A 23,589-nucleotide genomic window follows, 5' to 3' on the forward strand; every position below is an offset into this window, starting at 1 on the left:
CCCGCGCCGGTCGGCGCCACCCGGCGCCGGTCGGTCCGAGCGCTACGGGATGCGCGTGAGCGCGCGTCCGAGGATCGCGGTGGTCAGCGCTTCGATCGGCTCGCGCGGCGCGGCCGGGTTCGACAGCAGTGTGAAGTCGACCTGCCCGAGCTCGGGCAGCGCGAACCGGTTGGTGACCTTCACCAGATCCGACGGGATGAGCGACCGCGGGAAGACCGCCACCCCGATCCCGGCACGCACGGCCGCGAGCACGCCGTTCACCTCGCGCGTATTGCACGTGATCCGCCAGGTGCGTCCCGCTGCTTCGAGGGCGTCGATGGTGATCTGGCGGCTCAGGCTCGGCCCCTGGTAGGCGATCAGCGGGATGGGCTCCCCCGGCTCGATAACAGTCTTCTCCTGCCCCACCCAGACGAGGTCGTCGGTGGCGACCACCGTTCCGTCGGTCGTGCCGGGGTTCTGCTTGATGAAGATCAGATCGAGGTGGCCGCCCTTGAGCCGGCGGTGGAGAGGGCCGGACTGGTCGACGGTGAGTTCAAGATTGATCTGCGGATGCTGCTGCCGGAAGTGGCGCAGGATGCGCGGCAGCGTGGTGATCGCCAGGTCGTCGGCCGCGCCGAACCGAAGCCGGCCGCGCATCGCCGAACCGCTGAAATAACGGTCGGCCTCCGCGTGCGCGGCCAGGATGGTGCGGGCGAAACCGGCCATCGCGTCTCCGTTGTCGGTGAGGCGCACATCCCGGGTGTCGCGGGCGACCAGCTGCCGCTTGGCCGTCTGCTCGAGGCGCCGCACGTGCTGGCTGACGGTGGGCTGACTGATCCCGAGACGCGCGGCCGCCTTCGTGAAACTGCGGGTGTCGGCGACCGCCAGGAAGGTGCGGAGCAGCACCGGATCGAACATCAGGCATCCATTCGATAAGCCAATAGGAGTTATAGCTTCAATTGCCCGCAAGAATATCGCGGATTGCGTAACGTCGAGAGGGAAGACCTTTCATACGGAACCAGATACGCAGGACGATTCGTGGCACACACCGCAGCAGCACCACCCACCGGACCGATGCAGGTCCTCTCAGCCCGCCCGCCGTGGAGAGACACGTTCATCTCGCTCCGCGTCCGCAACTACCGGCGTTTCGCCGCCGGCAACTTGCTTGCCAACACCGCGGTGTGGATGCAGCGCATCGCGATGGACTGGCTTGTGCTGCAACTCTCCGGGAGCGTCGCCGCGGTCGGGATCACCGTGTTCATGCAGTTCACGCCGATGCTCGTCTTCGGCCTCTACGGCGGAGTCATCGCCGACCGCTACCCCAAGCAGCGACTGTTGATCGTGACGCAGTCGTGCGCCGCCGGACTCGCTGCCCTCCTGGCCGTGCTCACCCTCACCGGCACAACGCAGGTGTGGCACGTGTACGTGATCTCGTTCGCGCTCGGGCTGGTGACCGTCGTCGACAACCCGGCCAGGCAGGTGTTCGTGAACGAACTCGTCGGGCCGCACTACCTGCGCAACGCGATCAGCCTCAACTCGTCGATCTTTCAGCTCGGCGGCCTCATCGGACCGGCGGTCGGCGGCATCCTGATCACCGCTGTCGGGGGCGGGTGGTCGTTCGCGATCAACTCGGTGGCCTGTCTCGTGGTGGTCGCCGCGCTCTGCTCGCTCCGGCGCTCGGAGCTGCACGCTTCGCCGGCAGCGCCCCGCGCCAAGGGGCAACTCGTCGAGGGGATGCGCTACGTCCGTGGCAAGCCGGTGATCTTCTGGACCGTCGTGATGGTCGCGATCATCGCGGTGTTCGCCTTCAACATGCCCGTCTTCCTCGCGGCGTTCGCGAACAACGTCTTCGACATCGGCGCGCAGGGCTACGGACTCTTCAACGCCCTGGTCGCCGCCGGCGCGCTCGTCGGCGCGCTCGCCTCGACGCGCCGCACGAGCATCCGGCTCAGCATGGTCGTGGGAACGGCCGCCGCCCTCGGGATCGTGCAGGCGCTGGCGGGCTTCGCGCCCACCGAGTTCACCTTCGGCGCTCTCCTCGTCGGCATCGGGCTCGCGAATCTGCTCTTCGTCACCGCCGCCAACTCGCTCGTGCAGATGTCGTCGAACGTGCAGATCCGCGGCCGGGTCATCTCGCTCTACATCCTGGTGCTGCTCGGCGGTCAGGCCATTGGCGGCCCACTCATGGGCTGGGTGGTCGAGACCGTGGGACCGCACGTCGCGATGATGATCTCCGGCCTCGTGCCCGCCGCGGCGGCCGTGGTGATCGCGCTGCTCATCGCGCGCAGCGCGAGCCTCCGGCTGAAGTTCAGCCTCCGCGGACGCCGCCCGAGCGTGGCGATCGTCAACCGCGCTGGCAAGGCCGGCGCGCGCCTCTAACATGTGCAGCGGCTAGGCTCCGAGGATGGTGACATACCGCGACCCAGGTCTGCTCGAGTTCGATACCGCATTGGAGCGGGGCGATGCCGGCAACTCCCAATCGTACATCCTGCTGCCCGGAAAGGCCGAAGAGCTGTTCGGCACGAGTGGCCGCATCCCCGTCGTGGCGACCTTCGACGACGTGCACTATCGCGGGTCGCTCGTCACCTACGGAGGCGGACAGCACCTCATCCTGGTGCTGCGCAGCATCTGCGAGCAGATCGGCAAGGAAGCAGGCGACAGCGTGCACGTGACGCTCGCCCTCGACACCGAGCCCCGCGTGGTCGAGCTCGAGCCGGATGTGCAGAAGGCGTTCAAGACGGCCAAGGCGCTCGACCCGTTCCGCGCGATGAACTTCAGCTACCAGCGGGAGTACGCGCTCTGGATCGAAGAAGCCAAGCGCCCCGAGACGCGCACCCGGCGCATCCAGCAGGCGATCGAGCGGGTGAACGCGGGCCGACGGCTGCGCTGAGAGCCGGCGACGGCGGCAGCTACGGTATCGTGGAAGCGCCCCGCCCTCGTAGCTCAGCGGATAGAGCAGGAGCCTTCTAATCTCTTGGTCGCAGGTTCGATTCCTGCCGAGGGCACGTGCCCGAAAGGTGCCGAAACGTCGCTTCGAAGGGCGTCAACCGACCTTTTCGCACCTCTCGCTGAGACGCAGAGTGTGGCAGCGAGGGTTACGGCAGCGCCTTCGCGGCCGCGACCAGCACCTGCTGGAGCGTGGGAACGCCCTCGGCCCGGAACACCTCGTCGCCGTCGGGCGTGCTGACGATCACCGTCGGCGTCACCCGGATGCCGTCGGCCTCCGCACGTTCCACGTTGCGCGCCACGTCGAACTCCGCCACCGAGGCACCCGGCACGAGCCGTGACGCCTCAGCGAGGATCGCACGCGTCTGCATGCACGGCTCGCAGAAGGCCGAGGTGTAGAGGGTGAGCTTCACAGTGCACCGGCTCCGCACGCAGTGACGGGAGGGCGAACCGCGGATGTCGAATGCACGACTTCAGTGTACGTCCGGCGAACATCCGGAGGCCATCCGGGAACGGTCACGCGGCGGACACCCGGCGTTCGCACCGACTGACGAGAATCACTCGTGTGAGCCGAGCCGCATACACCAGGTACGTCGCCCTCGGAGATTCGATCACCGAAGGGCTGTGCGATCCTGCGCCGCCGCCTTCGAGGCCATCGGCGCCCACCGCCCCGTGGCTCGGATGGGCCGACAGGCTCGCCGTGATCCTCGACGGAGACGCGCATCTCGGCGGACGCGAGTTCGAGTTCGCGAACCTCGCCGTGCGCGGGCGCCGCATCGGCGACGTCGTCGACGCCCAGGTCCCGCACGCCGTCGCGCTCGGCGCAGACCTGGTCTCGGTGATGGTCGGCGGCAACGATCTGATGAGCCCCGCCGCCGATCCGGATGCGCTCGCCGGCCGACTCGACGCCGGCATCCGGTCGCTGCGGGCGAGCGGTGCGACGGTGCTGCTCGCCAACATCTTCGACCCGCAGTTCGCGTTCTTCCTCAAGCCGTTCCGCGGGCGCGCAGCCGTGTTCAACGCGAACGTCTGGAGCATCGCGCGCGCCAACCAGGCCGTCGTGCTCGACGTGTGGGGCGTGCGCGAATTCCAGGACGGCGCGATGTGGGCCTCGGATCGCGTGCACCTGAGCGCCCGCGGACACCGGCTCTTGGCCGCGCGTGCCGCGCACACGCTCGGGGTTCCGTATGCGGAGATCGCCGCCAAGAACACCGCGGAATCGTCCCCCGCTCCCCCGCAACCGTTGCCGCTGCGCACCTGGCTGAGGGTCTACGCGATCCCCTGGGCCGCGCGCCGGCTCCGACACATCTCCGCCGGCGACGGGCTCGACCCCAAGCGGCCGGTGCCCTGCCGCGTCGGACCCCAGCATTAGACTCTCCGCATGGCTAATTCCTCGGATCGACTGGTCTGGATCGACTGCGAAATGACCGGACTCGACCTCGAGGTCGACGAACTCGTCGAAATCGCGGTGGTGATCACCGACTTCGAACTGAACGTGCTCGACCCGGGACTCAGCATCGTGATCAAGCCGGATGCATCCGCGCTCGAGAACATGAACGACTTCGTGCGCGACATGCACACGACGTCCGGCCTCATCGAAGAGATCCCGCACGGCAAGAGCCTCGCCGAAGCCGAGTACGAGGTGCTCGAATACGTGCTCAAGTACGCACCGGGCGCCCGAACGGCTCCCCTCGCCGGCAACACCATCGGTACCGACCGCATGTTCCTCGCGAAGTACATGCCCCGGCTCGACAACCACCTGCACTACCGCAACGTCGACGTCTCGTCGATCAAAGAACTGGCACGCCGCTGGTTCCCGCGCGTGTACTTCAACGCGCCCGAGAAGCACGGCGGGCACCGCGCTCTCGCCGACATTCTGGAGTCGATCCGGGAGCTCGACTACTACCGCGACGCGGCGTTCGTCGGCGAGCCGGGGCCCACCACGGAGCACGTCCAGGCGGTCTCAGCGGCCGTGGTGGAAAAATGGGCGCCCCAGATGTAATACAATCGTCAAGTTGCTTTGAGTGAATCGAAAGAGACACTCGAAGAGCATGGTGGGTATAGCTCAGCTGGTAGAGCGCCTGGTTGTGGTCCAGGAGGTCGCGGGTTCAAGCCCCGTTACTCACCCCAAAGAAGCGCCTGGTCGTGGTGCAGCGTCACAGAGCAGGTCGCGGGTTCAAGCCCCGTTACTCACCCCAAAGAAGCGCCTGGTCGTGGTGCAGCGTCACAGAGCAGGTCGCGGGTTCAAGCCCCGTTACTCACCCCGAAGAAGCGCCTGGTCGTGGTGCAGCGTCACGCCAAGCCCCCAGTAGAGAACTGCGGCGGCGCGCGTACTGTGACGTGGCATGAATGCAACCGGATGGATCATCCTCATCGTCGTGATCGTCATCGTGGTGATCGCGATCATCGTCGTCGTCTCTATGGCCGGCCGCCGACGCAAGGTCGAAGCGGACCGTCAGCGGGCCGGAGAGCTGCGGCAGTCCGCCGCGGACGACGAGCTGGCCGCCCGCGAACGTGAGGCGGCTGCCGCCCGTGCGTCTGCCGACGCGAAGCAAGCAGAGGTCGAGGCCGAGAAACTGCGCCGCGAGGCGGAGGCCCGTCAGACCGACGCGACGGAGGCGCGCTCTGCGTCCGACGACAAGCTCCGCAAGGCAGACGGGCTCGACCCGGACGTGCGCACCGGCAGACGCGCCGAGCCCACAACGGCACCGGCGGCCCCCGGATCTGCCGCGGAGCCGACCGTCGCAGGAGACGCCCCGAACACGACGCAGGCGCCGCCGCCGACCTCGCCCGCCGCGCCGGCCGTGGCTCCCGACGACCCGAACGCCGGGTCTGGACAGCACCGCGCCCCCTGACCCGCCAGCCGGCGCCGGCACCGCCGGCGCCGGGCGGCGGCAGTCGACGCAATCTTTGCGCTGGCTTGCAGTCGATTACGCAATAACTCGACAAATCGTCGACAATTCTCACGAACCTCTTGTGGATGGCCGCATCGCGGTCGTATCGTCGGGCCAACTCTCGACGCAATCGTGCGCCGAGTGTCCAACGGCGTACACCTTCTCGAGAGGAACGAGTCAACGATGACACGAAACGTCCCGGCCGCCCGGCGCGGCCGATTCCCCCGGATGCGCTGGAGCACGTCCATCGCCTCGGCCGCCGCGATCGCGACGGCCGTCACTCTGGCCGGGCTCGCCGCACCCGCCGCCGCAACCCCCGCTCCGGTGACACCGTCGCCGGTCACACGCGCGGCCCTCGACCCGTCCCTCGTCAGCGGGCGCGGCGCCGCCCTCGGCTTCTCCGAGCAGGAGGCGGAGAAGGCCGCGACGAACGGCACCGTGATCGGCCCCGACCGTACCGCGTACACCCTGCCCGCCGAGGCCTCGGGCCGCTCCGCCGTCTCGCTGAAACCGGGACAGTACGTGCAGTTCACCCTCCCGGCCGCCGCGAACGCCATCACTGTGCGCTACAGCATCCCGGATGCGCCCCAGGGCGGCGGCATCACCGCCCCGCTTGCGGTCTCCGCGAACGGCGGCGCCGCGCGCACGATGACCCTCACGTCGCAGTACTCGTGGCTCTACAACCAGTACTCGTTCACCAACGACCCGAACGCCGGGCTCATCCATCCGGACTGGTGGATCACCGAATGCAAGTGCGTCCCGTCGCAGACGACGCCCGCGCCGGTGATCTCCACCCCGTTCCGCCCGATGCACTTCTACGACGAGCAGCGACTGCTCCTCGGTCGCACCTACAAGGCCGGCGACACGATCCGGCTCACCGCACCCGCGGGCAGCCCGGCGGCGACCACGACCATCGACCTGCTCGACTCGCAGGTGGTGGCCCCGCCGCACATCCGGCTCATCGCGGCGAACGTGCTGGCGTTCGGCGCCGACCCGTTCGGCAAGCGCGACTCCGCCGCGGCGTTCGACAAAGCCATCGCATTCGCCAAGAAGACGCATCTGAAGGTCTACGTGCCGCCGGGGCGCTACCAGGTCAACCGTCACATCATCGTCGACGACGTCACGATCGAGGGCGCCGGCAGCTGGTACACGATCATCACCGGCAAGCAGGTCACGCTCTCCACTCCCGCACCCGACGGCTCCGTGCACACGGGCGTCGGCTTCTACGGCAAAGACGCGAGCGCCGGCGGATCCCACAACGTGCACCTCTCGGGCTTCGCGATCGAGGGCGACGTTCGAGAGCGCATCGACACCGACCAGGTGAATGGGATCGGCGGCGCGATGAGCGACTCGGCCATCGACGGCCTCTACATCCACCACACCAAGGTCGGGATCTGGTTCGACGGTCCGATGTCGAACACGCACATCACCAACACCGTGATCGCCGATCAGATCGCCGACGGCGTGAACTTCCACACCGGCGTGACCGACTCGAGCGTGTCGAACTCGTTCATCCGCAACACGGGCGACGACGGCCTGGCGATGTGGTCGGAGAAGACGGCGGATGCCCGCAACACCTTCGACCACAACACCGTGCAGACGCCGACCCTCGCCAACGGGATCGCGATCTACGGAGGCACGGACAACAGCGTCTCCGCCAACCTGATCGCCGATCCGCTCCGCGAGGGCAGCGGCATCCAGGTCGGATCGCGCTTCGGCGCCGAACCGTTCGCCGGTCATCTCTGGATCACCGACAACACGACGGTGCGGGCCGGAACGTACGAGCTCAACTGGGAGATCGGTCTCGGAGCGATCTGGTTCTACGCGCTGGAACGGAACATCGACGCGGACATCCAGGTCGTGGGCGACCACTTCCTCGACAACACGTACAACGCGATCATGCTGGTCACCGACTTCCCGGTCAAAGACCAGTACCGCATTACGAACGTCCACTTCGCCGACATCCGCGTGGACGGCACCGGAACCTCGGTGGTCAGCGCCCGCGCGGCCGGCTCGGCGAGCTTCCAGAACGTGGATGCCCGCAACGTCGGCGCTGTCGGCGTGAACAACTGCGGATCGTTCAACTTCACTCCGGCCGGTTCGGAGTTCTCGTTGACCGACCTCGGCGGCAACGACGGCGGCGGAACGACCGGCCCGTGGCTCGCGGCGTGGGAGCTGCCGAACACCATCACCTGCGACGACCGCCCGCCGGTCGTCGTGCCTCCTGCGCCGTCACCGTGGAACTGACGCCGGCACCCCGCTGACGCGCTGAGGCAGATCGAGGCCGGGCATCCATCGGGCGGATGCCCGGCCTCCCTGTGATCGCCCGGCGTTCAGTCGGCCGAGCGGTGCAGCAACCAGATGCCGCCGTGCACAGGACGGTCGACGCGCTGGCCGTCGCTCTCCACGTATTCGTCGAGCACAGCCAGGATGCGCCGGTCGATCTCCGCGACGTCGTCCGGCGACAGGTGCAGGGAGAAGCGCGCGTAGGTGGCGATCGAGGAGGGGCCCGCCTCGGCGAGCTCCTGCTGAAACGCATCGATCGGCGCGAACGACTCCGCCGTATCCGCGTGGGCGAGCGCGTCGGAGAGCCACCAGGTGCGGCCGGTCGAACGGTACGGCTTCTCGAGGGCTCCGCTCTCGCCGGTGCGGACGCCGGCTGGCTCGAGGAAGCCCGCATCCAGTAGCTGCTTCACGTGATAGTGGGCGGTGCCGGGGTCGATGCCCAGCCGGTCGGCCAGCTGTTTGTTGGTGAGCTCGTACTCGCCGCAGAGCCTCACCATGCGCACGCGCACGGGGTTGGCGAGCGCCTTCGCTTCTTTGACCGTCGCGGGCCTGCGCTTGGCGTCGACGGGATGTCGGGGCTCGTCCATGCCCTCAGGATACGTCCCGATGTGAATTATGCAAATCCATTTGAACTTTCCCAATCACTGTGCAAGTCTTCCCTCATGGCTGCACCGCTGGGATCGAACTACTGGAAGCTCTGGACATCGTCCGCGCTGTCCAACCTCGCGGACGGGGTCATGAAGGTCGCGCTGCCGCTGGTGGCCATCCGGTACACCGACTCGCCCACGATCATCGCGGGGCTGGCGTTCGCCTTCTCGCTCCCCTGGCTGGTCTTCGCCCTGACCGCCGGCGCACTCGCCGACCGTTTCGATCGCCGCCGCCTGATGCTCGTCGCCAACTCCGCCCGCGCCGCCTTCCTGGCGGTTCTCACCATCGCCGCGGCGATGGGCGCAGGCTCGATCTGGATCCTCTACGCGGCCGCCCTCTGCGTCGGCATCGCAGAGACGATCTACGACACGTCGTCGCAATCGATCCTCCCGCAGGTCGTGTCGCGCAGCGCCCTGTCCCGCGCGAACGGACGCCTCTACGCCGCCGAGTTGACCGCGAACCAATTCGTCGGTCCCCCGCTCGGCGGCTTCCTGGTCGCCGCCGGGTTCGCCCTGGCCTTCGGCGCTCCCGTGCTGCTCTGGGTGCTTGCGATCGGGATGCTCCTGCTGATGCGCGGTTCGTACGGTACCGATCATCCGCGCACCACCACCATGCGGGCCGACATCGCCGAGGGCTTGCGCTTCCTCTGGAGCAACACCCTGCTCCGTGTGCTCGCCATCATGGTCGGCGTCTTCAACTTCGCCGGCAACGCGACCTTCACGGTGCTCGTGCTCTACGCCGTCGGCCCGGCATCGGCCATGGGCCTGACCGATCCCGGGTACGGCCTCCTCCTGACCGCGTCCGCGCTCGGGAGTGTTCTCGGCTCACTCGTCGCCGAACGTGTCGAGCACGGCCTCGGGCGCTCCCGCGCATTGATCCTGACGATCCTCGGCAGTTTCGTCAGCCTGGCGACCCCGGCATTCACCACCAACCCCTACATCGTCGGTGCGGGATTCTTCCTCGGCGGCATCACGGTGTCGATCTGGAACGTGATCACGGTGTCGCTGCGCCAGCGGATCACGCCCACCCGCCTGCTCGGCCGCCTCAACAGCGCCTACCGCCTGGTCTCGTGGGGCACCATCCCGCTCGGGGCCCTCGCCGGCGGGGTGCTCGCCCAGTTCCTGGGCTTCCCGCCCGTCTTCATCATCATGGGCGCCCTCACTCTCGGCCTCGTGATCGGGATGATCTGGGTCACCGACCGGCGCATGGACCAGGCCGAGCGTGACGCGGAGAGAGTGTCCGCCGAGCACGACGCGGCACGGTCCGCCGGGCGCTGACACCAGCGACGCACACACGACCCTCCCAGCCAACGTGCCTGTTCTGCCCAGAATGACCACGTAACGTTGTTTTCCGTTGACGGCACGGTATGCCGTCGTGTCGCGCGTGTGCCGCATCCACCCCCCGATTGCTCCGGATGTCCACCTGTGTTTAGCGCGGCACACCCGCGTCGCGCGTTGCGCGCCCTCTGACCCACCGGGTCGCCGGGCGATCACGCACGTACCGCCGCGGTTCCCGACCCGCCGGATCGCCTCCTCTCCACCGAGAGGATGACCGATCCATGCCCGCACACGGCCTACAGCCGTGTGCCCGCGAGCGGGGAAGCCCGAACACTGGAAGAGAATGCTCAGAACCATCCGCAACACCTCCCTGCCCCTCGGCCGCATCGTCGCCGGTGTCGCCACCGCCCTCGCGACCGCCAGCCTCATCGGCCCGGCGCTCGCCCAGCAGCAGAGCCAGACCGAGACGAAGCAGATCTCCGAGTCGACCGGCATGCACCACGAACAGCTCTCGGTCTACGAGGGCATCGTGCGCCACCGGCTCGAGGCCGAGGCCACGAAGACGCTCGCCAGCGCGAAGACCACCGTCGCCGCGCGTGCGGCGAAGGTCGACACGTCCGCGGCGAAGACCGCGATCGCCGGCCTCGACGACTATCAGCAGCTCGACGACTCCAAGCTGCGCGCCACCATCGACAAGACGAAGACCGCCACGGCCGCCGTCGTGACGGCCGCCGCCGCGAAGGACCGCGAGATCGCCGCCGCCGCCGCTGCGGCAGCCGCCCGCGCCGCAGCGCTGGCGAACACCCCCTCGGGTGCGCAGGCGACGGCCCGCAATCTCGCCTCGAGCCTGCACGGCTGGGGCGACGGCGAGTTCAGCTGCCTCAGCAACCTGTGGCAGAAGGAGTCGGGCTGGAACTACCAGGCGTACAACGCCGGGAGCGGTGCCACCGGCATCCCGCAGGCGCTGCCCGGAAGCAAGATGGCGACCGCCGGCAGCGACTGGCAGAGCAACGCCTCGACCCAGATCAAGTGGGGTCTCGACTACATCGCGCGCTCCTACGGCTCGCCGTGCAGCGCCTGGTCCCACTCGCAGTCGGTCAACTGGTACTGATCGATCCGCCCGGGAGTCCGGGCTCGTGAATTCCGGTGCGCCGGTCCCGTGACGATCCCGGGGCCGGCGCACCGGTAAACTCACGCAGGTGAGCATCCCCGTCATCCAGGGCGCACATCTCGTCGGCAGCATCAACCTGCCCGATGCCGAGACCGTCCTGCGCACCGTCAGCACCCACCTCGGCGACCGTCTGCACCGCATCCCGGATGGCGAGGTGGGCGAACGCTTCTACTGGATCCAGTTCCAGACCAAGCGGTTCGACACGATGGCGGGTCTCTCGCGAATCCCCGTCGAGCCGTTCTACATCCGCGACACCTTCGACGGCCGCCCCTTCGTGATCGACGAGGGCGTGTCGGCCGACGACCTCGTCTTCCCCGACCTCGGCTACGCCGAGGCGGCGCTCGCGTCGTACGCGACGTTCGCCCGCCTGCGCGACGAGGGCGCGATCGCACCCGGAACGCGGTTCCAGGTCTCCCTCCCCACTCCGGCGGCCATCGCCGGAGCGTTCGTCGTCGCCGACTTCCGCGCAGATTTCGAGCGGGCCTACGAGCGCGCGCTGTTCGGCGAGCTCGAGCGGATCGTGGCGGGCATCCCCCACGCCGACCTCGCCATCCAGTGGGACACGGCCGTCGAGTTCGCGCTGCTGGAGTCGACCAACATCCGGTCGACTCACGCCATCGTGCCGTGGTTCGACGATGTGCTCGGCGGGGTGATCGAGCGTGCCGCACGGCAGGCCTCGGTCGTCCCCGCGGACGTGCAGGTCGGTTACCACCTCTGCTACGGCGATGTCGAGGAGGCGCACTTCGTGCAGCCCACCGATGCCGGGCATCTCGCCGACGTCATCTCCGGCGTGCTGGCCGCCGCCCCGCGTCCGATCACCTGGTTCCACCTGCCCGTGCCGATCGAGCGCGACGACGCGGCCTTCTTCGCACCGCTCGCCGCCGTCGAACTGCCGGAAAGCACCGAGCTCTACCTCGGGCTGCTCCACCACGAAGACGGCGTCGACGGCGCCCGTCGCCGCGCGGACGCGGCGGCCACCGCGGTGCCGCGGTTCGGCGTCGCCACCGAGTGCGGTTTCGGACGCGGCCCGAGCGAACGCACCCCAGCTCTGCTCGACCTGCACGCGGCCGTCGCCGACGCCTGGTGACCTGAGATGCTCGACCTGGACGCCGACGCGTTCGAAGCCCTCGTCACCGACGAGCTCGACGAACTGCCGGACGAGATGGTCGACGGGCTCGACAACGTGGTGTTCGTGGTCGAGGACCGCCCGGAAGACGGCTCGCTCGACCTGCTCGGACTCTACGACGGCGTCGCGCTCACCGAACGCGGCGACTACGGTTTCGGCGAGATGCCGGACCGCATCATCCTGTACCGGGAGCCGCTGCTGTCGATCTGCGACGACGAGCAGCAGTTACGGGACGAGATCCACGTCACGCTCGTGCACGAGATCGCGCACTACTACGGGATCGACGACGACCGCCTGCACGAACTCGGCTGGGCGTAGCCGCCGACAGCTCAGACGGCCCGTCGCTCAGAGCGACTCGTCCTCTTCGTCGGCCTCGACGGGGTCGCTGTCCGGAGCGTCGAAACGGTAGGAGACGTACTTCTCGCCGTTCACCGTGCGTTCGTCGCCGGCGACGTACCAGAACAGCGATTCGAGACCACTGACGGCCGCGACGACGCCGATGCGGTCATCGACCTTTCCGTCGACCAGCACCCGGCGGTCAGTCGTTCCTTCCAGGGGTCCGTCGACGTACTCGACGATGTACTCGTGCTCGGACTGGTTCTGATCGCTCATTCCTCAAATCTAGTCCTCGGCACGCGGTACGGCTTGCACCGGCAGGGGCCATTCGGTCACATCGAGCACCAGGTCGGCATTGTGCCGGGGCTGTTCACGCTCGAGATATGCCTCGAAGTCGTGCTGCCACTGGTCCCAGTGCGTCTCGAACGCGAGGCCGTCACGCGCCAGCGCGCGCTCCTTACGCAGCGTGTCGTCGGCGTCCAGCCAGATGCACAGGTCGGCGTCGGTGGCGTTGCCGGCCGTGAGAGTGCCGCAGCCCTCGACGATGAGCGGACGGACGCCATCCACCTCGTGCCACTCGGCCGGGCGATCGGCCGCCCAGTCCCAGCGTCGCCAGCGTCCGCGGCCGGTTCGTCGGAGCGGACCGAGCAGCTCGGCACCGAGCGCCGCGGCCGCCGCGGCGAGGCCGCCCCAGCCGGGATACAGGTCGTCCATGCGCACGAGCACGGGCGCGACGTCGCCGGGCCACTCCGCGACGATCCGGTCGGCCAGCGAGCTCTTGCCGGCGCCGCTCGGGCCGTCGATCAGCACAACTGGCGCCGGACGCCCCGGATCGGCGGCGAGGCGACCGAGCGCGGCGGTCAGGCGCGCGTGCGCGTCAGCTGCCGAGGACATTCCAGCTCCCCACCGCGATCGCGACCGCAGCGGCGGTGGATGCCACGAGCACCGCGACGGCCAGCGTCACCCAGTCGCGCCCACGGAAGACCGACGGCCGCGCCCACGTGCGTCTCACCGGCGCGCCGAAGCCCCGCGCCTCCATGGCGGTCGCGAGCTTGGTGCCGCGCCGGATCGAGAGCACGAACAGCGCGAACGCCTGGCCGAGCATGCGCCTGATGGCTCCGGTCTCGGCGATCCCCCTGGCGCGCCGGGCGAGGGTCAGCGCACGCCAGTCGTCGACGAACAGGCCGACGAGGCGCAACCCGGCCAATCCACCGAGCACGAAGCGGGCAGGAAGACGCAGCACCTGGGCGAGCCCGTCGGCGAGGTCGGTGGGGTCGATCGTGATGAACAGCAGAACGGCAGGCAGTCCGATGGCCAGGATGCGCAGCATCGTCGCGAGGCCGAGCGCGATCGAGCCGTCGCTGATCTCGACGGCCCACCACTGCACGTAGACGGTGCCGCTCGCCTGGCCGTAGAGCACGGTGGTCAGCCCGGCCAGGGGCGCGGCGATCCAGACGGGCGCCGTGCGGACGACCAGCGTGCGCAGCGGAATGCCGGCTACCGTCAACAGCGCGATCTCGAGCACGAGCGCCACCGCTGCGGACACCCAGTCGATCGAGATCAGGAGGACGGCGCTCACGATGAGTGCCGCGCCCAGCTTCGCGACGGGGTTCACGCGGGCGAGCGCGCCCTGGCGCACAGGGGCGAGGATGCTCATGCGACCTCCTCCCCCGTGGCGGAGCCGTCGTGCGCCCCGCGCCCGTCGGTCCCGGAGATCCCGACCCTCGCGACGCTTTCGCCGCTTCGGGAGTCCCCGAGGCGCAGAACGTCCGCGCCGATCGCGGTGACGAACTCCGCGTCGTGCGTCGCTGCGACGATCGCGTGCCCCTCCGCTCGCAGCTCGCCGATCATGGCGACCAGGCCGGCCCAGGTCAGCGCGTCCTGTCCGAACGTCGGCTCATCGAGCACGAGCATCCTGGGTCTGGTGGCGAGGGCGGTCGCGACCGAGAGCCGTCGCTTCTGGCCGCCGGAGAGCGTGAACGGATTCGCTTCGGCGAGGCCGGCCAGGCCGAGCCGTTCGAGCAGTTCGTCGACCCGCCGTACGATCTCGTCCTCTGGCTCCCGCACCGCACGCGGCCCGACGGCGAGCTCCTCGCGCACCGTCGAGGCCACGAACTGGTGCTCCGGGTTCTGGAACACACTGCCGATCCGCGTGAGCAGCTGGCGCGATCGCCAGGTCCACGGCTCGGCGGGCGCATCGAGCGCGAACGACGGCTCGGCCCGCAGCGACCCGCCGAGGGGTGGGAGGAGACCGCCGAGCGTGAGTGCCAGCGTGGACTTGCCCGCCCCGTTCGGTCCCGTGAGCGCCAGCGCTGAGCCGGCGGCGATGTGGGTATCGATCCGCAACGGCAGCGGCTGCACGGCCTGCGCCGTACGCCGGTGCCGACGGCGTGATGCCCCACCCCGGCCGATCTCGAGCCTGTCGGCCACCAGCAGTTCCGTGCCGGCCTGCACCGGTCGCGCCGGGTCGATCGGCTCGTCCGGCAGCCAGACGCCGGCCTGCCGGAGTTCGTTCGAACGGTCGGCCAGCACGGCATCCGGAGCGCCGTCGGCGAGCACGCCACCGTCGGCCGCGAGCACGACGACCCGGTCCACGAGGTCCCGCCACACACTGACCCGGTGCTCGACGACCACGAGCGTGGCGCCGGTCGCCTCGAGTGCCGCACCGACCGCGTCGCGCACATCGACGACCCCGTCGGGATCGAGGTTGGCGGTCGGCTCGTCGAGCAGCAGCATCCCCGGACGCATCGCGAGCAGGCCGGCGAGGGCCAGCCGCTGCTTCTGCCCGCCGGAGAGCGCCGCCGTCGGATGGTCGAGCGGGACCCGCAGCCCGACGGCGTCGAGCGCAGCGCGCACGCGTGCCCAGATCGCCTCGCGCGGCACGCCGAGGTTCTCGCAGCCGAAGGCCACGTCGTCGCCCACGCGCGCCAGGATGACCTGGGAGTCCGGATCCTGCAGCAGCAATCCGCTCACTCCGCAAGAGCCGAGCGGAGACTCCCCCGCCACGCCGACGGTGCCGAGCGTGTCACCGTCGTCGTCGCCGCCGAGCACACCGGCAAGCGCCGCCAGGACGGTGCTCTTGCCCGCGCCGGATGCGCCCAGCAGTAGCACGCGCTCGCCCGGCTCGATGCGCAGCGTCAGATCGCGCACCGCCCAGGCGGCGCGCCCCGAATACCGCCAGCCCCAGCCGTCGAACCGCGCGCCCGCCGGAATCGGAGCGTCTCCGCGTCCGCTGATGATTACACCCGCCCCGTCACCTCGCGGCCGGCCGCGAACCTGCTCAGCGCTCCGGTGCGCGCGAGCGCCCTCACCAGCAGCCACGACAGCAGACCGGCGACGACGATGCCCGAGATGGTGGTCGACACCGTGTAGGCGATCGCGAAGGACGCCTTGGCGCCCGGGTAGGAGTAGAGGAGGTCGAGCACCGATTCGGCGAGGCCGGCGCCTGCTCCGGCCAGGAGAGCCACGTAGAGCCGCCAGTTGGCGTAGAGGAAGGCCGCAACGACGATCTCGACGCCCAGGCCCTGCACCAGGCCGGACACGAGTGTCATGAAGCCCCACTGTGTACCGATCAGCGCGGAGACGACCGCAGCGACCAGCTCGGTGAAGATCGCCGCTCCCGGCTTGCGGATCACCAGGGCGCCGAGCACGCCGGCGAAGAGCCACGGCCCGTTCAGGATGCCCTGAAAGCCAGGCAGCACGGCCTCGATCGGCGCAGCGATGGGGCTGTACGCCTGACCCCAGGCCCAGAAGATGACACCGCTTGCGACAGCGATCACGCTGGCGACGACGATGTCGACGACGCGCCAGCGGAGGACCCGCCCGGTTCGCGCCGTGGACGGTGTGGATGCGATTGTCGAATGCACTTTTCGTGCCCTTTCATTCGTGGAAAGAGGGCACGGGATGATGAGAATGTCTCCCTGCGCTGGCATGATCCAGATCAGGTTCAACGGTCGAAGCTTGAGAAGCTTCCTCTCAGCCCGGCTCACCGGACTCCCGTGTTCGCACCGAGTCTAGTGCGTTCGCCTACTTCTTGAGTGCTTTGATGACCCGCGACCAGGCGTGGCCGGCCACCCACACGAACGGGATCCCCACGATCAGGAGCGTGATCAGGTTCGGACGGAAGTGCACGCCGCGCTCGTCGCTGACATAGGCGCCGAACGGGATGCTCACCCCGCCGCCACCGGCGCCGCCGGGCGCGTCCTCCTCGCCGGCCTCGCCGCCCGAGCCGGCGCCGAAACCGTACTGCACGGCGGCGACGGGAACGATCGTCGTTCCGTCGATCTCGACGGGTTCGCCGTAGACCGCCTTGATGCCGTTCGAGCTGATGGTTTCCGCGAGCTTCAGGGAGATGTTCGTCATGCGGGCAACGCTACCCTCCGCCTCCCAGGCTGACCAGGCCATCTCCCGGCCTGCGTCCAGCGTTTGCGGCGGCTTCTCAGGAGTTGACCCTGAATAATCGTGCGAGTGTCGATGATCCGTTCCAGCCGAGGCCCCCGTGGCGTCGTCGTCGGGATCCTCGCACTCGCCGCCGCGGCGCTGCTCCTCTGGCACGGCCTGCTCCCCAACCTGGCAGGCTCCGCCTCGCTCATCGAGACGTTCCTCCCGTGGGTCGGCGTGGCCATCCTGCTGCTCGGCCTCGCGGCGCTGCTGCGGCTGTCACTGTTCGGGGCGCTCTGCGTGGCCGTTGCGGCCGCCGTCTGGGCGGCCAACTTCGGCACGGCGCTGCTTCCCGCGATGCCGGTGGGTGCCGCGGGGATCACCGTCGTCAGCGAGAACATCCACGCCGACAACGTTGCGGCAGCTTCGATCGCGCACGACCTGGCGTCACGCAGGCCCGACGTCATCGCCCTGCAGGAACTCGACGCCACCTCACGCCAGGCGGTCTCCCGGGAACTGGACAAGACCTATCCGCACAGCGACATCGTCGGCACCGTCGGGCTGTGGAGCCGCTACCCGATCACCGATCAGGCGCGTCTCGACCTCGGCCTGGGCTGGGCGCGCGCGCTCCGCGTCGATCTGGCGACTCCGGGTGCGCCCACCCGCGTCTACGCGGTGCACCTGGCTTCGGTGCGCCCGGGTCAGTACGAGCAGCGGGACACGATGCTCGCTCAGCTCGCCGACACGCTGACCGCCGACAGGTCGAGCCGTGTGCTCGTCGTTGGCGACTTCAACACCGCGTCGACCGACCGCCAGTTCCGTCCCCTGCTCTCGACGATGACCGAGGCGTCGGACAGCGATCTCGGCCTCGGGTTCACCTGGCCGTCGTCGTTCCCCGTCGCGCGGCTCGACCACGCCCTGGTGCGCGGTCTGACGACCGTCTCGAGCTCGGTGCTCTCCGCGAACGGGAGCGACCACCGCGGCATCCAGATCGGCGTGCGCTAGCCGGCCTAGTCGCTGAGCCAGCGCGGACTGCGCCCGTCTTCCGCGGCCGCGTCGGCGTCCCTGCCCGGCTTGACCAGCGATGCCGGGCCGATCGCGCCCCGGCCGAATCGCGCGCTCACCGCGTCCAGGGTGCGTTCGGTCTCCCGCCACTCCTCGTCGGGGTCCCACAGCGCGAGCCGGTCGCCGCCGCTCTCCGTGAGCTGCTCGACGCGGACCCCGATCAAGCGGATGGGCGTGCGGTCGAGCCCGAGCGCCTCGTACACCTGCCACACCTCTTCGAAGATGCGGCGCCCGACGTTCGTCGCCTCGCCCAGCGTGCGTGACCGGCTTACGGTGCGGAAGTCCGAGAAGCGGAGCTTGAGAGCGACGGTGCGGCCGACCAGTCCGTGCGTGCGCAGGCGTGCGCCGACCTGGTTCGACAGGCGCAGGAGCTCGCGCCGCAGTCGATCCTGGTCGGAGACGTCCACCTCGAAGGTCATCTCGTGCCCGACGCTCTTCTCGCGCGACTCGGGCGTCACGCTGCGGGCGTCCCGGCCGTTGGCCAGTTCGTGCAGCTTGCGGCCGGAGGCGTCGCCGACGGTCTTCTGCAGCACGTGCAGCGGCGTGTCGGCCAGGTCGGCGACGGTGCGCAGTCCGAGCCGGGCGAGCGATTCCTGCGTGCTCGCCCCGACGCCCCACAGCGCCCCGACCGGGAGCGGCCGCAGGTAGTCGAGTGTCTCGGCGGCCGGGATCACCAGCAGCCCGTCGGGCTTCGCCCGCCCCGACGCGAGTTTCGCCATGAACTTCGTCGAGGCGGCGCCGACCGAGCAGGTCAGCCCCGTCTCCTCGAAGACGCGCGCCCGGATGAGCTCCGCGATGTGACGCGGGGACCCGAGGAGTCGACGTGCCCCCGCGACGTCGAGGAACGCCTCGTCGATGCTGAGCGGCTCCACGATCGGCGTCACCTCGGAGAAGATGCGCATCACCTTCGCCGAGTACTCCTGGTACTTGTGCATGTGCGGCGGAAGGATGATCGCCTGCGGGCACAGCCTCAGCGCCTGGGCCACCGGCATCGCCGAGCGCACACCGAAACGGCGCGCCTCGTAGGTCGCACTGGTCACGACCGAACGTGGACCGGGATGCCCGACGATCGCCGGCTTGCCCCGCGCCTCCGGATGATCGAGCAGTTCGACCGCCGCGAAGAAGGCGTCCATGTCGACATGCAGGATGGTGGCCGTCGTGTCGTCGACGGTCGCCGCAGACACGCGTCTGTCGCTGCCGTCCGCTCGTCCCACTCCCCCAGCTTGCCACGCTCCGCCGACATCCGGCCCGGCGTCGCTGGCGTAGTTTGGGACCATGGAATTCAGATACCTCGGCAACAGCGGATTCAAGATCTCGGAGATCATCTACGGCAACTGGCTGACCCACGCATCACAGGTGGAGAACGACATCGCGACGCAGTGCGTTCAGGCTGCTCTCGACGCCGGTATCACCACCTTCGACACGGCGGACGCCTACGCGAACACCGCGGCGGAGAAGGTGCTCGGAGACGCCCTGAAGGGCGAGCGCCGCGCCTCGCTCGAGATCTTCACCAAGGTCTACTGGCCGACCGGTCCCAAGGGCCCGAACGACGTCGGGCTCTCGCGCAAGCACATCCTGGAGTCCATCGACGGTTCCCTCCAGCGACTCGGCACCGACTACGTCGACCTGTACCAGGCGCACCGCTACGACCACGAGACACCGCTCGAAGAGACCATGCAGGCGTTCGCCGACGTCGTGCGCGCCGGCAAGGCGCTGTACATCGGCGTCAGCGAGTGGGACGCCGAGCAGCTGCGCAACGGCCACGCGCTCGCGAAGCAGCTCGGCTTCCAGCTCATCTCGAACCAGCCGCAGTACTCGATGCTGTGGCGTGTCATCGAGAAGGAGGTCGTACCCACCTCGGGCGAGCTCGGCATCTCGCAGATCGTCTGGTCTCCGGTGGCCCAGGGCGTGCTGACCGGCAAGTACAAGCCGGGCGCCGAGGCGCCGGCGGGGAGCCGCGCCGCCGACGAGAAGGGCGGCGCGAACGCCATCAAGAGCTTCATGCGCGACGACGTGCTCACGGCCGTGCAGCAGCTCCAGCCGATCGCCGACGAACTCGGCCTCACCATGGCGCAGCTCGCCGTCGCGTGGGTGCTGCAGAACCCGAACGTTGCCGGCGCGATCGTGGGCGCCTCCCGCCCGGAGCAGGTCGCGTCGAACGCCGCCGCAGCCGGCGTCCGGCTGTCGTCGGACGTGCTCGGACGCATCGACGAGGCCGTCGGCGATGTCGCGCAGACCGACCCGTCCCTGACGGTCTCGCCCGAGCGTCGGCCGGTCTGATCGCCCGCACCTCGTCTGGGCCGGGCAGGCTCAGACGAGGGCGGCGACCATCGGCGTGAACCAGGCGCGGAAGGCGGCGGAGTCGTCCCGCAGCGACGTGGAGACGATGACGGTGTGCGGTCCGACGATCCACGCGCCGGCTTCCGCCAGCGGCAGCACGTAGAGATCGAGCCGGAAGTACCCCGCCTGGCGCCGCAGCACGTGCTCGCGCTCCTGCACCACGTCGACGATGTCGGCGGCGCGCGCGGCGTGCTGCTCCACACTCGTCGCCGCGTACTCGGCGTGACGTTCGCGGGTCCAGGCCAGCGCGGCCTGGTAGTTGGCCATCACCAGATCCTGCAGCTCGAGCGCGCGATCGAACGCCTCGAAGTGCGGGGGCCGCAGCAGACTGGCGATCGGCCGCCGCTCCCGATCGACCGTCAGCTCGAACCACGCCAGCCACTGCTCACGGAGCGCATCCGGGCCGGTCACGCGATCCGGCTCGGAGGCGGGACGCACTGGCCCGGTGTCCATCCGGCCGACCGCTTGGTCGCGTGCGGGGCGGCCGCCCTCGCGCTGAACGGGGACGGTGCCGGTAGCCGCGCGCATGGCCGGCGCCACGGCCGGAGACAGCTCGGGAATGCACGGATCGCCGATCGGAGACAGGCGTCCGAGGTCTCGCAGGGCGAGCGCCATCAGCAGGTCCCACGGACAGTCCTCGGTGACCTGCCATCGAAGGGTCCCTTCGACGAACATGGGGTCATTGTAGGAGCCGCCGGTGACAGCCGCCAGGGTCCGGCGCCCGACAAAACGCGAGCGACCCGCCTCCGGAAGCCGTTCGGAGGCGGGTCGCTCGGTTCACGAGGCGTCAGCGGGAGATGAGCTCCTGCTCGCGCTCGTCTCCGTCGAGGTCGGACGCCGTGTCGGACGCCGCCTCTCCGGATGCCGGGGTACGGTCGGCTTCGCCGGTGACGGCGAGCACCGGATGCGTCGATCCGTCGGTCTCCAACGTCGTCGGGAGCACGTCCCGATCGATGGTCGTCGCCAGCGGCTTCTCCACCACGAAGCACAGCAGCAGGGCGGCGATCACGAGCAGCGGGACCATGTAGAGGAACACCGGGGTGAGCGCATCGTTGTACGCGCCGACGATGACATCGCGCACCGGTGCCGGCAGCGCCTTGACGATCGCCGGGGTGAACGAGTTGCTCGATCCGCTGGAAGAGGATGCGCCTGCGGGCATCCGGTCTGTCAGCAGCTCGGTGAGGCGGGCGACGAACAGGCTGCCGACGATCGCGGAGCCGAGCGAGGCTCCGATCTGACGGAAGTAGTTGTTCGACGCGGTCGCGGTTCCCACCTGCGACACCGGGAACGAGTTCTGCACGATCAGGATGAGGATCTGCATGCTCATGCCGAGTCCGATGCCCATCACGGCCAGGAACGAGCAGATGATCCACACCGGCAGGGTCGGGGTCATGGTCGACAGCAGCACCAGGGCGACGGCGACGATCACGGTGCCGACGATCGGCAGCCACTTGTAGCGACCGGTCCTGCTGACCAGCTGGCCCGAGACGATCGACGTCAGCAGCAGTGCCGCCATCATCGGGATCATCAGCAGCCCGGCCTCGGTCGCATTGGCTCCGGTGACCATCTGCAGGTAGGTCGGCAGGTAGGCCAGCGCTCCGAACATCGCGATGCCGATGATGAGACCGGCGATCGTGGTCAGGTTGAAGTTGCGGTCCTTGAACAACTTCAGGGGCATGATCGGCTCAGCGGCTCGGCGTTCGACGAACACGAACGCCACAGCGGCGACCACGGTGCCCGCGATCAGCGACAGGATGACGGCCGAATCCCACGCGTAGGTGTTTCCGCCCCAGGTCGTGACCAGCACGAGGCAGGTGGAGGCGATCGCGAGGAGCCCCATGCCGGCGAAGTCGAGTCGCGGCGCACGCTGCGCGTTCTTCGGCAGGCGGAGGAAGACGACGGCGGAGGCGATGGCCAGGATGCCGAGCGGGATGTTCATCCAGAACGCCCAGCGCCACCCGATGCTCTCGGTGAACCAGCCGCCGAGGAGAGGACCGGCGACGGACGACAGCGCGAACACGCCGCCCATGACGCCCATGTACTTGCCGCGCTCGCGAGCGGGGACGACATCGGCGATGATCGCCTGCGACAGGATCATCAGACCGCCGCCGCCGAGGCCCTGGATGGCACGTCCCGCGATGAGCCAGGTCATGTCACCGGCGAGCCCGCCGACGACCGAGCCGGCGATGAAGAGTGCGATCGCGCCGATGAAGAGGCCCTTGCGGCCGATGAGGTCGCCGAGCTTTCCGTAGACCGGCAGCATGATGGTGGACGCCAGGATGTAGGCCGTGGTTACCCACAGCATGTGGTCGACGCCGTTCAGCTCGCCGACGATGGTCGGGAGCGCTGTGCTGAAGATGGTCTGGTCGAGCGATGCCAGGAGCATCGTGACCATGAGTCCTGCGAAGAGCAGGACGATGGTGCGCTTCTGCGGGGAACCGGCGGAGGTCTTCTCCGCCGTCACCGCCTGGGTGGGTGAGCTCATCTGAGTGTTTCGATTGCCTTTCCGGCGAGCTCGACGGCTCGTCTCGAGAGTTCGTGGGGGGAACGGTCGCCGCCGGCGGCGACCCATTCCTTCACGGCGACGCGCACGGCGCCGCCGCAGAGCGGGAGGATCAGTTCGGCGAGGGTGTTGCGCTCGTCGGCCGGCACGGCGGCGAACGAGGGGTCGTGCGAGAGCAGGGTGGCGGTCGCGGCGGTGAGCTGCTCCCCCATCCGCGTCATCTGCGCGATCTGGCGCGTGAGCAGGCTCGGGTGCTGCCGCACGATCGCCAGCCGGGCCTCGTGCAGCTCGGTGTCGGCGATACCGGGACCGAGCGCGTGCAGGAGCAGGCCGATGACCTGAGCGGTCAGCGACTCCCCCGCGGTGCTGGCCAGGTGCGCGGCCACCAGTTCATCGTCGATCGGGATGTCGCGGACGCCGAGCACGGCGTCCTCTTTGCTCTCGAAGTAGTTGAAGAAGGTGCGGGGAGAGACCGGCACCGAGGCGCAGATCGCGTCGACGGTGGTGTTCTCGAGCCCGACCTCCTGCGCGAGCAGCACGGCGGCGCGCTCGAGCTGAGCGCGGGTTTCGAGCCGCTTGCGCTCACGCAGGCCGAGGGTTTCGTTGATCACCTTTCAATTGTTGCGCTGCGCGTAACT

Annotated in this window: 25 protein-coding genes, 2 tRNA genes and 1 riboswitch; of the genes, 14 read left to right on the plus strand and 13 right to left on the minus strand. The window is 69.1% G+C overall.

Features of this window, described 5'->3' with window-relative positions; genetic code table 11:
* Positions 1-42: 42 nt before the first annotated feature.
* Positions 43-897 (minus strand): LysR substrate-binding domain-containing protein, encoded by an 855-nt coding sequence (locus AC1DB1_RS08005; RefSeq protein ID WP_271178461.1) that lies wholly within the window; start codon positions 895-897, stop codon positions 43-45.
* 156 nt (positions 898-1,053) lie between these two features.
* Here AC1DB1_RS08005 and AC1DB1_RS08010 point away from each other — a divergent pair, with 156 nt between their 5' ends.
* The 3 genes from AC1DB1_RS08010 to AC1DB1_RS08020 all read left to right on the plus strand — a co-directional run bounded on the left by AC1DB1_RS08010 (position 1,054) and on the right by AC1DB1_RS08020 (position 2,984).
* Entirely contained in the window at positions 1,054-2,358 is a 1,305-nt protein-coding gene (locus tag AC1DB1_RS08010; RefSeq protein ID WP_477200556.1) for an MFS transporter, read from the plus strand.
* 25 nt (positions 2,359-2,383) lie between these two features.
* Positions 2,384-2,869, plus strand: coding sequence for a DUF1905 domain-containing protein (locus AC1DB1_RS08015; RefSeq protein WP_477200364.1), 486 nt, complete (start codon positions 2,384-2,386; stop codon positions 2,867-2,869).
* A gap of 42 nt (positions 2,870-2,911) precedes the next feature.
* A tRNA-Arg gene (locus AC1DB1_RS08020) sits at positions 2,912-2,984 on the plus strand.
* Positions 2,985-3,074: 90 nt separating this feature from the next.
* Here AC1DB1_RS08020 and AC1DB1_RS08025 read toward each other — a convergent pair.
* Entirely contained in the window at positions 3,075-3,338 is a 264-nt protein-coding gene (locus AC1DB1_RS08025) for a YbbN family protein (RefSeq protein ID WP_271178458.1), read from the minus strand.
* Positions 3,339-3,490: 152 nt separating this feature from the next.
* On the opposite strand from AC1DB1_RS08025, the gene AC1DB1_RS08030 reads away from it, so the two are divergent.
* The 5 genes from AC1DB1_RS08030 to AC1DB1_RS08050 all read left to right on the plus strand — a co-directional run bounded on the left by AC1DB1_RS08030 (position 3,491) and on the right by AC1DB1_RS08050 (position 8,066).
* On the plus strand, positions 3,491-4,297 hold the full coding sequence (locus AC1DB1_RS08030; protein WP_477200365.1) for an SGNH/GDSL hydrolase family protein: 807 nt from the start codon (positions 3,491-3,493) through the stop codon (positions 4,295-4,297).
* A 9-nt stretch (positions 4,298-4,306) separates the two neighbouring features.
* Positions 4,307-4,927: an oligoribonuclease gene (orn, locus tag AC1DB1_RS08035; RefSeq protein WP_271178456.1), complete on the plus strand. Its 621-nt coding sequence runs from the start codon at positions 4,307-4,309 to the stop codon at positions 4,925-4,927.
* 52 nt (positions 4,928-4,979) lie between these two features.
* Positions 4,980-5,055: transfer RNA gene (locus AC1DB1_RS08040), tRNA-His, on the plus strand.
* A gap of 215 nt (positions 5,056-5,270) precedes the next feature.
* Entirely contained in the window at positions 5,271-5,780 is a 510-nt protein-coding gene (locus tag AC1DB1_RS08045; RefSeq protein WP_477200366.1) for a hypothetical protein, read from the plus strand.
* A 222-nt stretch (positions 5,781-6,002) separates the two neighbouring features.
* Entirely contained in the window at positions 6,003-8,066 is a 2,064-nt protein-coding gene (locus AC1DB1_RS08050; RefSeq protein WP_477200367.1) for a glycosyl hydrolase family 28-related protein, read from the plus strand.
* A gap of 86 nt (positions 8,067-8,152) precedes the next feature.
* Here AC1DB1_RS08050 and AC1DB1_RS08055 read toward each other — a convergent pair whose 3' ends face one another.
* Positions 8,153-8,692, minus strand: coding sequence for an ArsR/SmtB family transcription factor (locus AC1DB1_RS08055; RefSeq protein WP_477200368.1), 540 nt, complete (start codon positions 8,690-8,692; stop codon positions 8,153-8,155).
* Positions 8,693-8,767: 75 nt separating this feature from the next.
* Between AC1DB1_RS08055 and AC1DB1_RS08060 the strand changes: the two genes are divergently transcribed.
* From AC1DB1_RS08060 to AC1DB1_RS08075, 4 genes are all read left to right on the plus strand, one after another.
* Positions 8,768-10,030, plus strand: a complete 1,263-nt coding sequence (locus tag AC1DB1_RS08060) for an MFS transporter (RefSeq protein WP_477200369.1) — start codon at positions 8,768-8,770, stop codon at positions 10,028-10,030.
* A 343-nt stretch (positions 10,031-10,373) separates the two neighbouring features.
* A complete protein-coding gene (locus tag AC1DB1_RS08065) occupies positions 10,374-11,141 on the plus strand; it encodes an aggregation-promoting factor C-terminal-like domain-containing protein (RefSeq protein ID WP_477200370.1) in 768 nt (255 codons plus the stop codon).
* A gap of 88 nt (positions 11,142-11,229) precedes the next feature.
* A complete protein-coding gene (locus AC1DB1_RS08070; protein WP_477200371.1) occupies positions 11,230-12,288 on the plus strand; it encodes a hypothetical protein in 1,059 nt (352 codons plus the stop codon).
* Positions 12,289-12,294: 6 nt separating this feature from the next.
* Positions 12,295-12,645, plus strand: a complete 351-nt coding sequence (locus AC1DB1_RS08075) for a metallopeptidase family protein (protein WP_477200372.1) — start codon at positions 12,295-12,297, stop codon at positions 12,643-12,645.
* A 27-nt stretch (positions 12,646-12,672) separates the two neighbouring features.
* Here the strand turns inward: AC1DB1_RS08075 and AC1DB1_RS08080 are convergent, their stop codons facing one another.
* From AC1DB1_RS08080 to AC1DB1_RS08105, 6 genes are all read right to left on the minus strand, one after another.
* The gene (locus AC1DB1_RS08080) at positions 12,673-12,939 is read right to left on the minus strand and encodes a hypothetical protein (RefSeq protein ID WP_271178448.1); all 267 of its coding nucleotides are present in this window, start codon (positions 12,937-12,939) and stop codon (positions 12,673-12,675) included.
* 9 nt (positions 12,940-12,948) lie between these two features.
* A complete protein-coding gene (locus AC1DB1_RS08085; RefSeq protein WP_477200373.1) occupies positions 12,949-13,557 on the minus strand; it encodes a nucleoside/nucleotide kinase family protein in 609 nt (202 codons plus the stop codon).
* Entirely contained in the window at positions 13,541-14,320 is a 780-nt protein-coding gene (locus AC1DB1_RS08090; RefSeq protein ID WP_477200374.1) for an energy-coupling factor transporter transmembrane component T family protein, read from the minus strand. The genes AC1DB1_RS08085 and AC1DB1_RS08090 overlap by 17 nt, the downstream gene beginning before the upstream one ends.
* Positions 14,317-15,813, minus strand: coding sequence for an ABC transporter ATP-binding protein (locus tag AC1DB1_RS08095; RefSeq protein WP_477200375.1), 1,497 nt, complete (start codon positions 15,811-15,813; stop codon positions 14,317-14,319). Before AC1DB1_RS08095 ends, AC1DB1_RS08090 begins: the two co-directional genes overlap by 4 nt.
* An 89-nt stretch (positions 15,814-15,902) precedes the next feature.
* Positions 15,903-16,529, minus strand: a complete 627-nt coding sequence (locus AC1DB1_RS08100; protein WP_477200376.1) for an ECF transporter S component — start codon at positions 16,527-16,529, stop codon at positions 15,903-15,905.
* Positions 16,530-16,563: 34 nt separating this feature from the next.
* A riboswitch (TPP riboswitch) is annotated at positions 16,564-16,664 on the minus strand.
* A 25-nt stretch (positions 16,665-16,689) separates the two neighbouring features.
* On the minus strand, positions 16,690-17,025 hold the full coding sequence (locus AC1DB1_RS08105; protein ID WP_271178444.1) for a spore germination protein GerW family protein: 336 nt from the start codon (positions 17,023-17,025) through the stop codon (positions 16,690-16,692).
* Positions 17,026-17,136: 111 nt separating this feature from the next.
* Between AC1DB1_RS08105 and AC1DB1_RS08110 the strand changes: the two genes are divergently transcribed.
* On the plus strand, positions 17,137-18,048 hold the full coding sequence (locus tag AC1DB1_RS08110) for an endonuclease/exonuclease/phosphatase family protein (protein ID WP_477200557.1): 912 nt from the start codon (positions 17,137-17,139) through the stop codon (positions 18,046-18,048).
* Between the two features lie 5 nt (positions 18,049-18,053).
* Here AC1DB1_RS08110 and dinB read toward each other — a convergent pair whose 3' ends face one another.
* Entirely contained in the window at positions 18,054-19,322 is a 1,269-nt protein-coding gene (gene dinB / locus AC1DB1_RS08115; protein WP_477200377.1) for a DNA polymerase IV, read from the minus strand.
* A gap of 61 nt (positions 19,323-19,383) precedes the next feature.
* Between dinB and AC1DB1_RS08120 the strand changes: the two genes are divergently transcribed.
* A complete protein-coding gene (locus tag AC1DB1_RS08120; protein WP_477200378.1) occupies positions 19,384-20,388 on the plus strand; it encodes an aldo/keto reductase family protein in 1,005 nt (334 codons plus the stop codon).
* A gap of 30 nt (positions 20,389-20,418) precedes the next feature.
* Here AC1DB1_RS08120 and AC1DB1_RS08125 read toward each other — a convergent pair whose 3' ends face one another.
* From AC1DB1_RS08125 to AC1DB1_RS08135, 3 genes are all read right to left on the minus strand, one after another.
* Positions 20,419-21,123: a hypothetical protein gene (locus AC1DB1_RS08125; protein WP_271178441.1), complete on the minus strand. Its 705-nt coding sequence runs from the start codon at positions 21,121-21,123 to the stop codon at positions 20,419-20,421.
* A 112-nt stretch (positions 21,124-21,235) separates the two neighbouring features.
* Positions 21,236-22,933 carry an MDR family MFS transporter gene (locus AC1DB1_RS08130; protein WP_271178440.1) on the minus strand — a complete coding sequence of 566 codons (1,698 nt, stop codon included), beginning with the start codon at positions 22,931-22,933 and terminating at the stop codon, positions 21,236-21,238.
* A complete protein-coding gene (locus tag AC1DB1_RS08135; protein ID WP_271178439.1) occupies positions 22,930-23,562 on the minus strand; it encodes a TetR/AcrR family transcriptional regulator in 633 nt (210 codons plus the stop codon). The genes AC1DB1_RS08130 and AC1DB1_RS08135 overlap by 4 nt, the downstream gene beginning before the upstream one ends.
* Positions 23,563-23,589: the final 27 nt, after the last annotated feature.

It is taken from the genome of Leifsonia sp. 10N434, assembly GCF_056394405.1.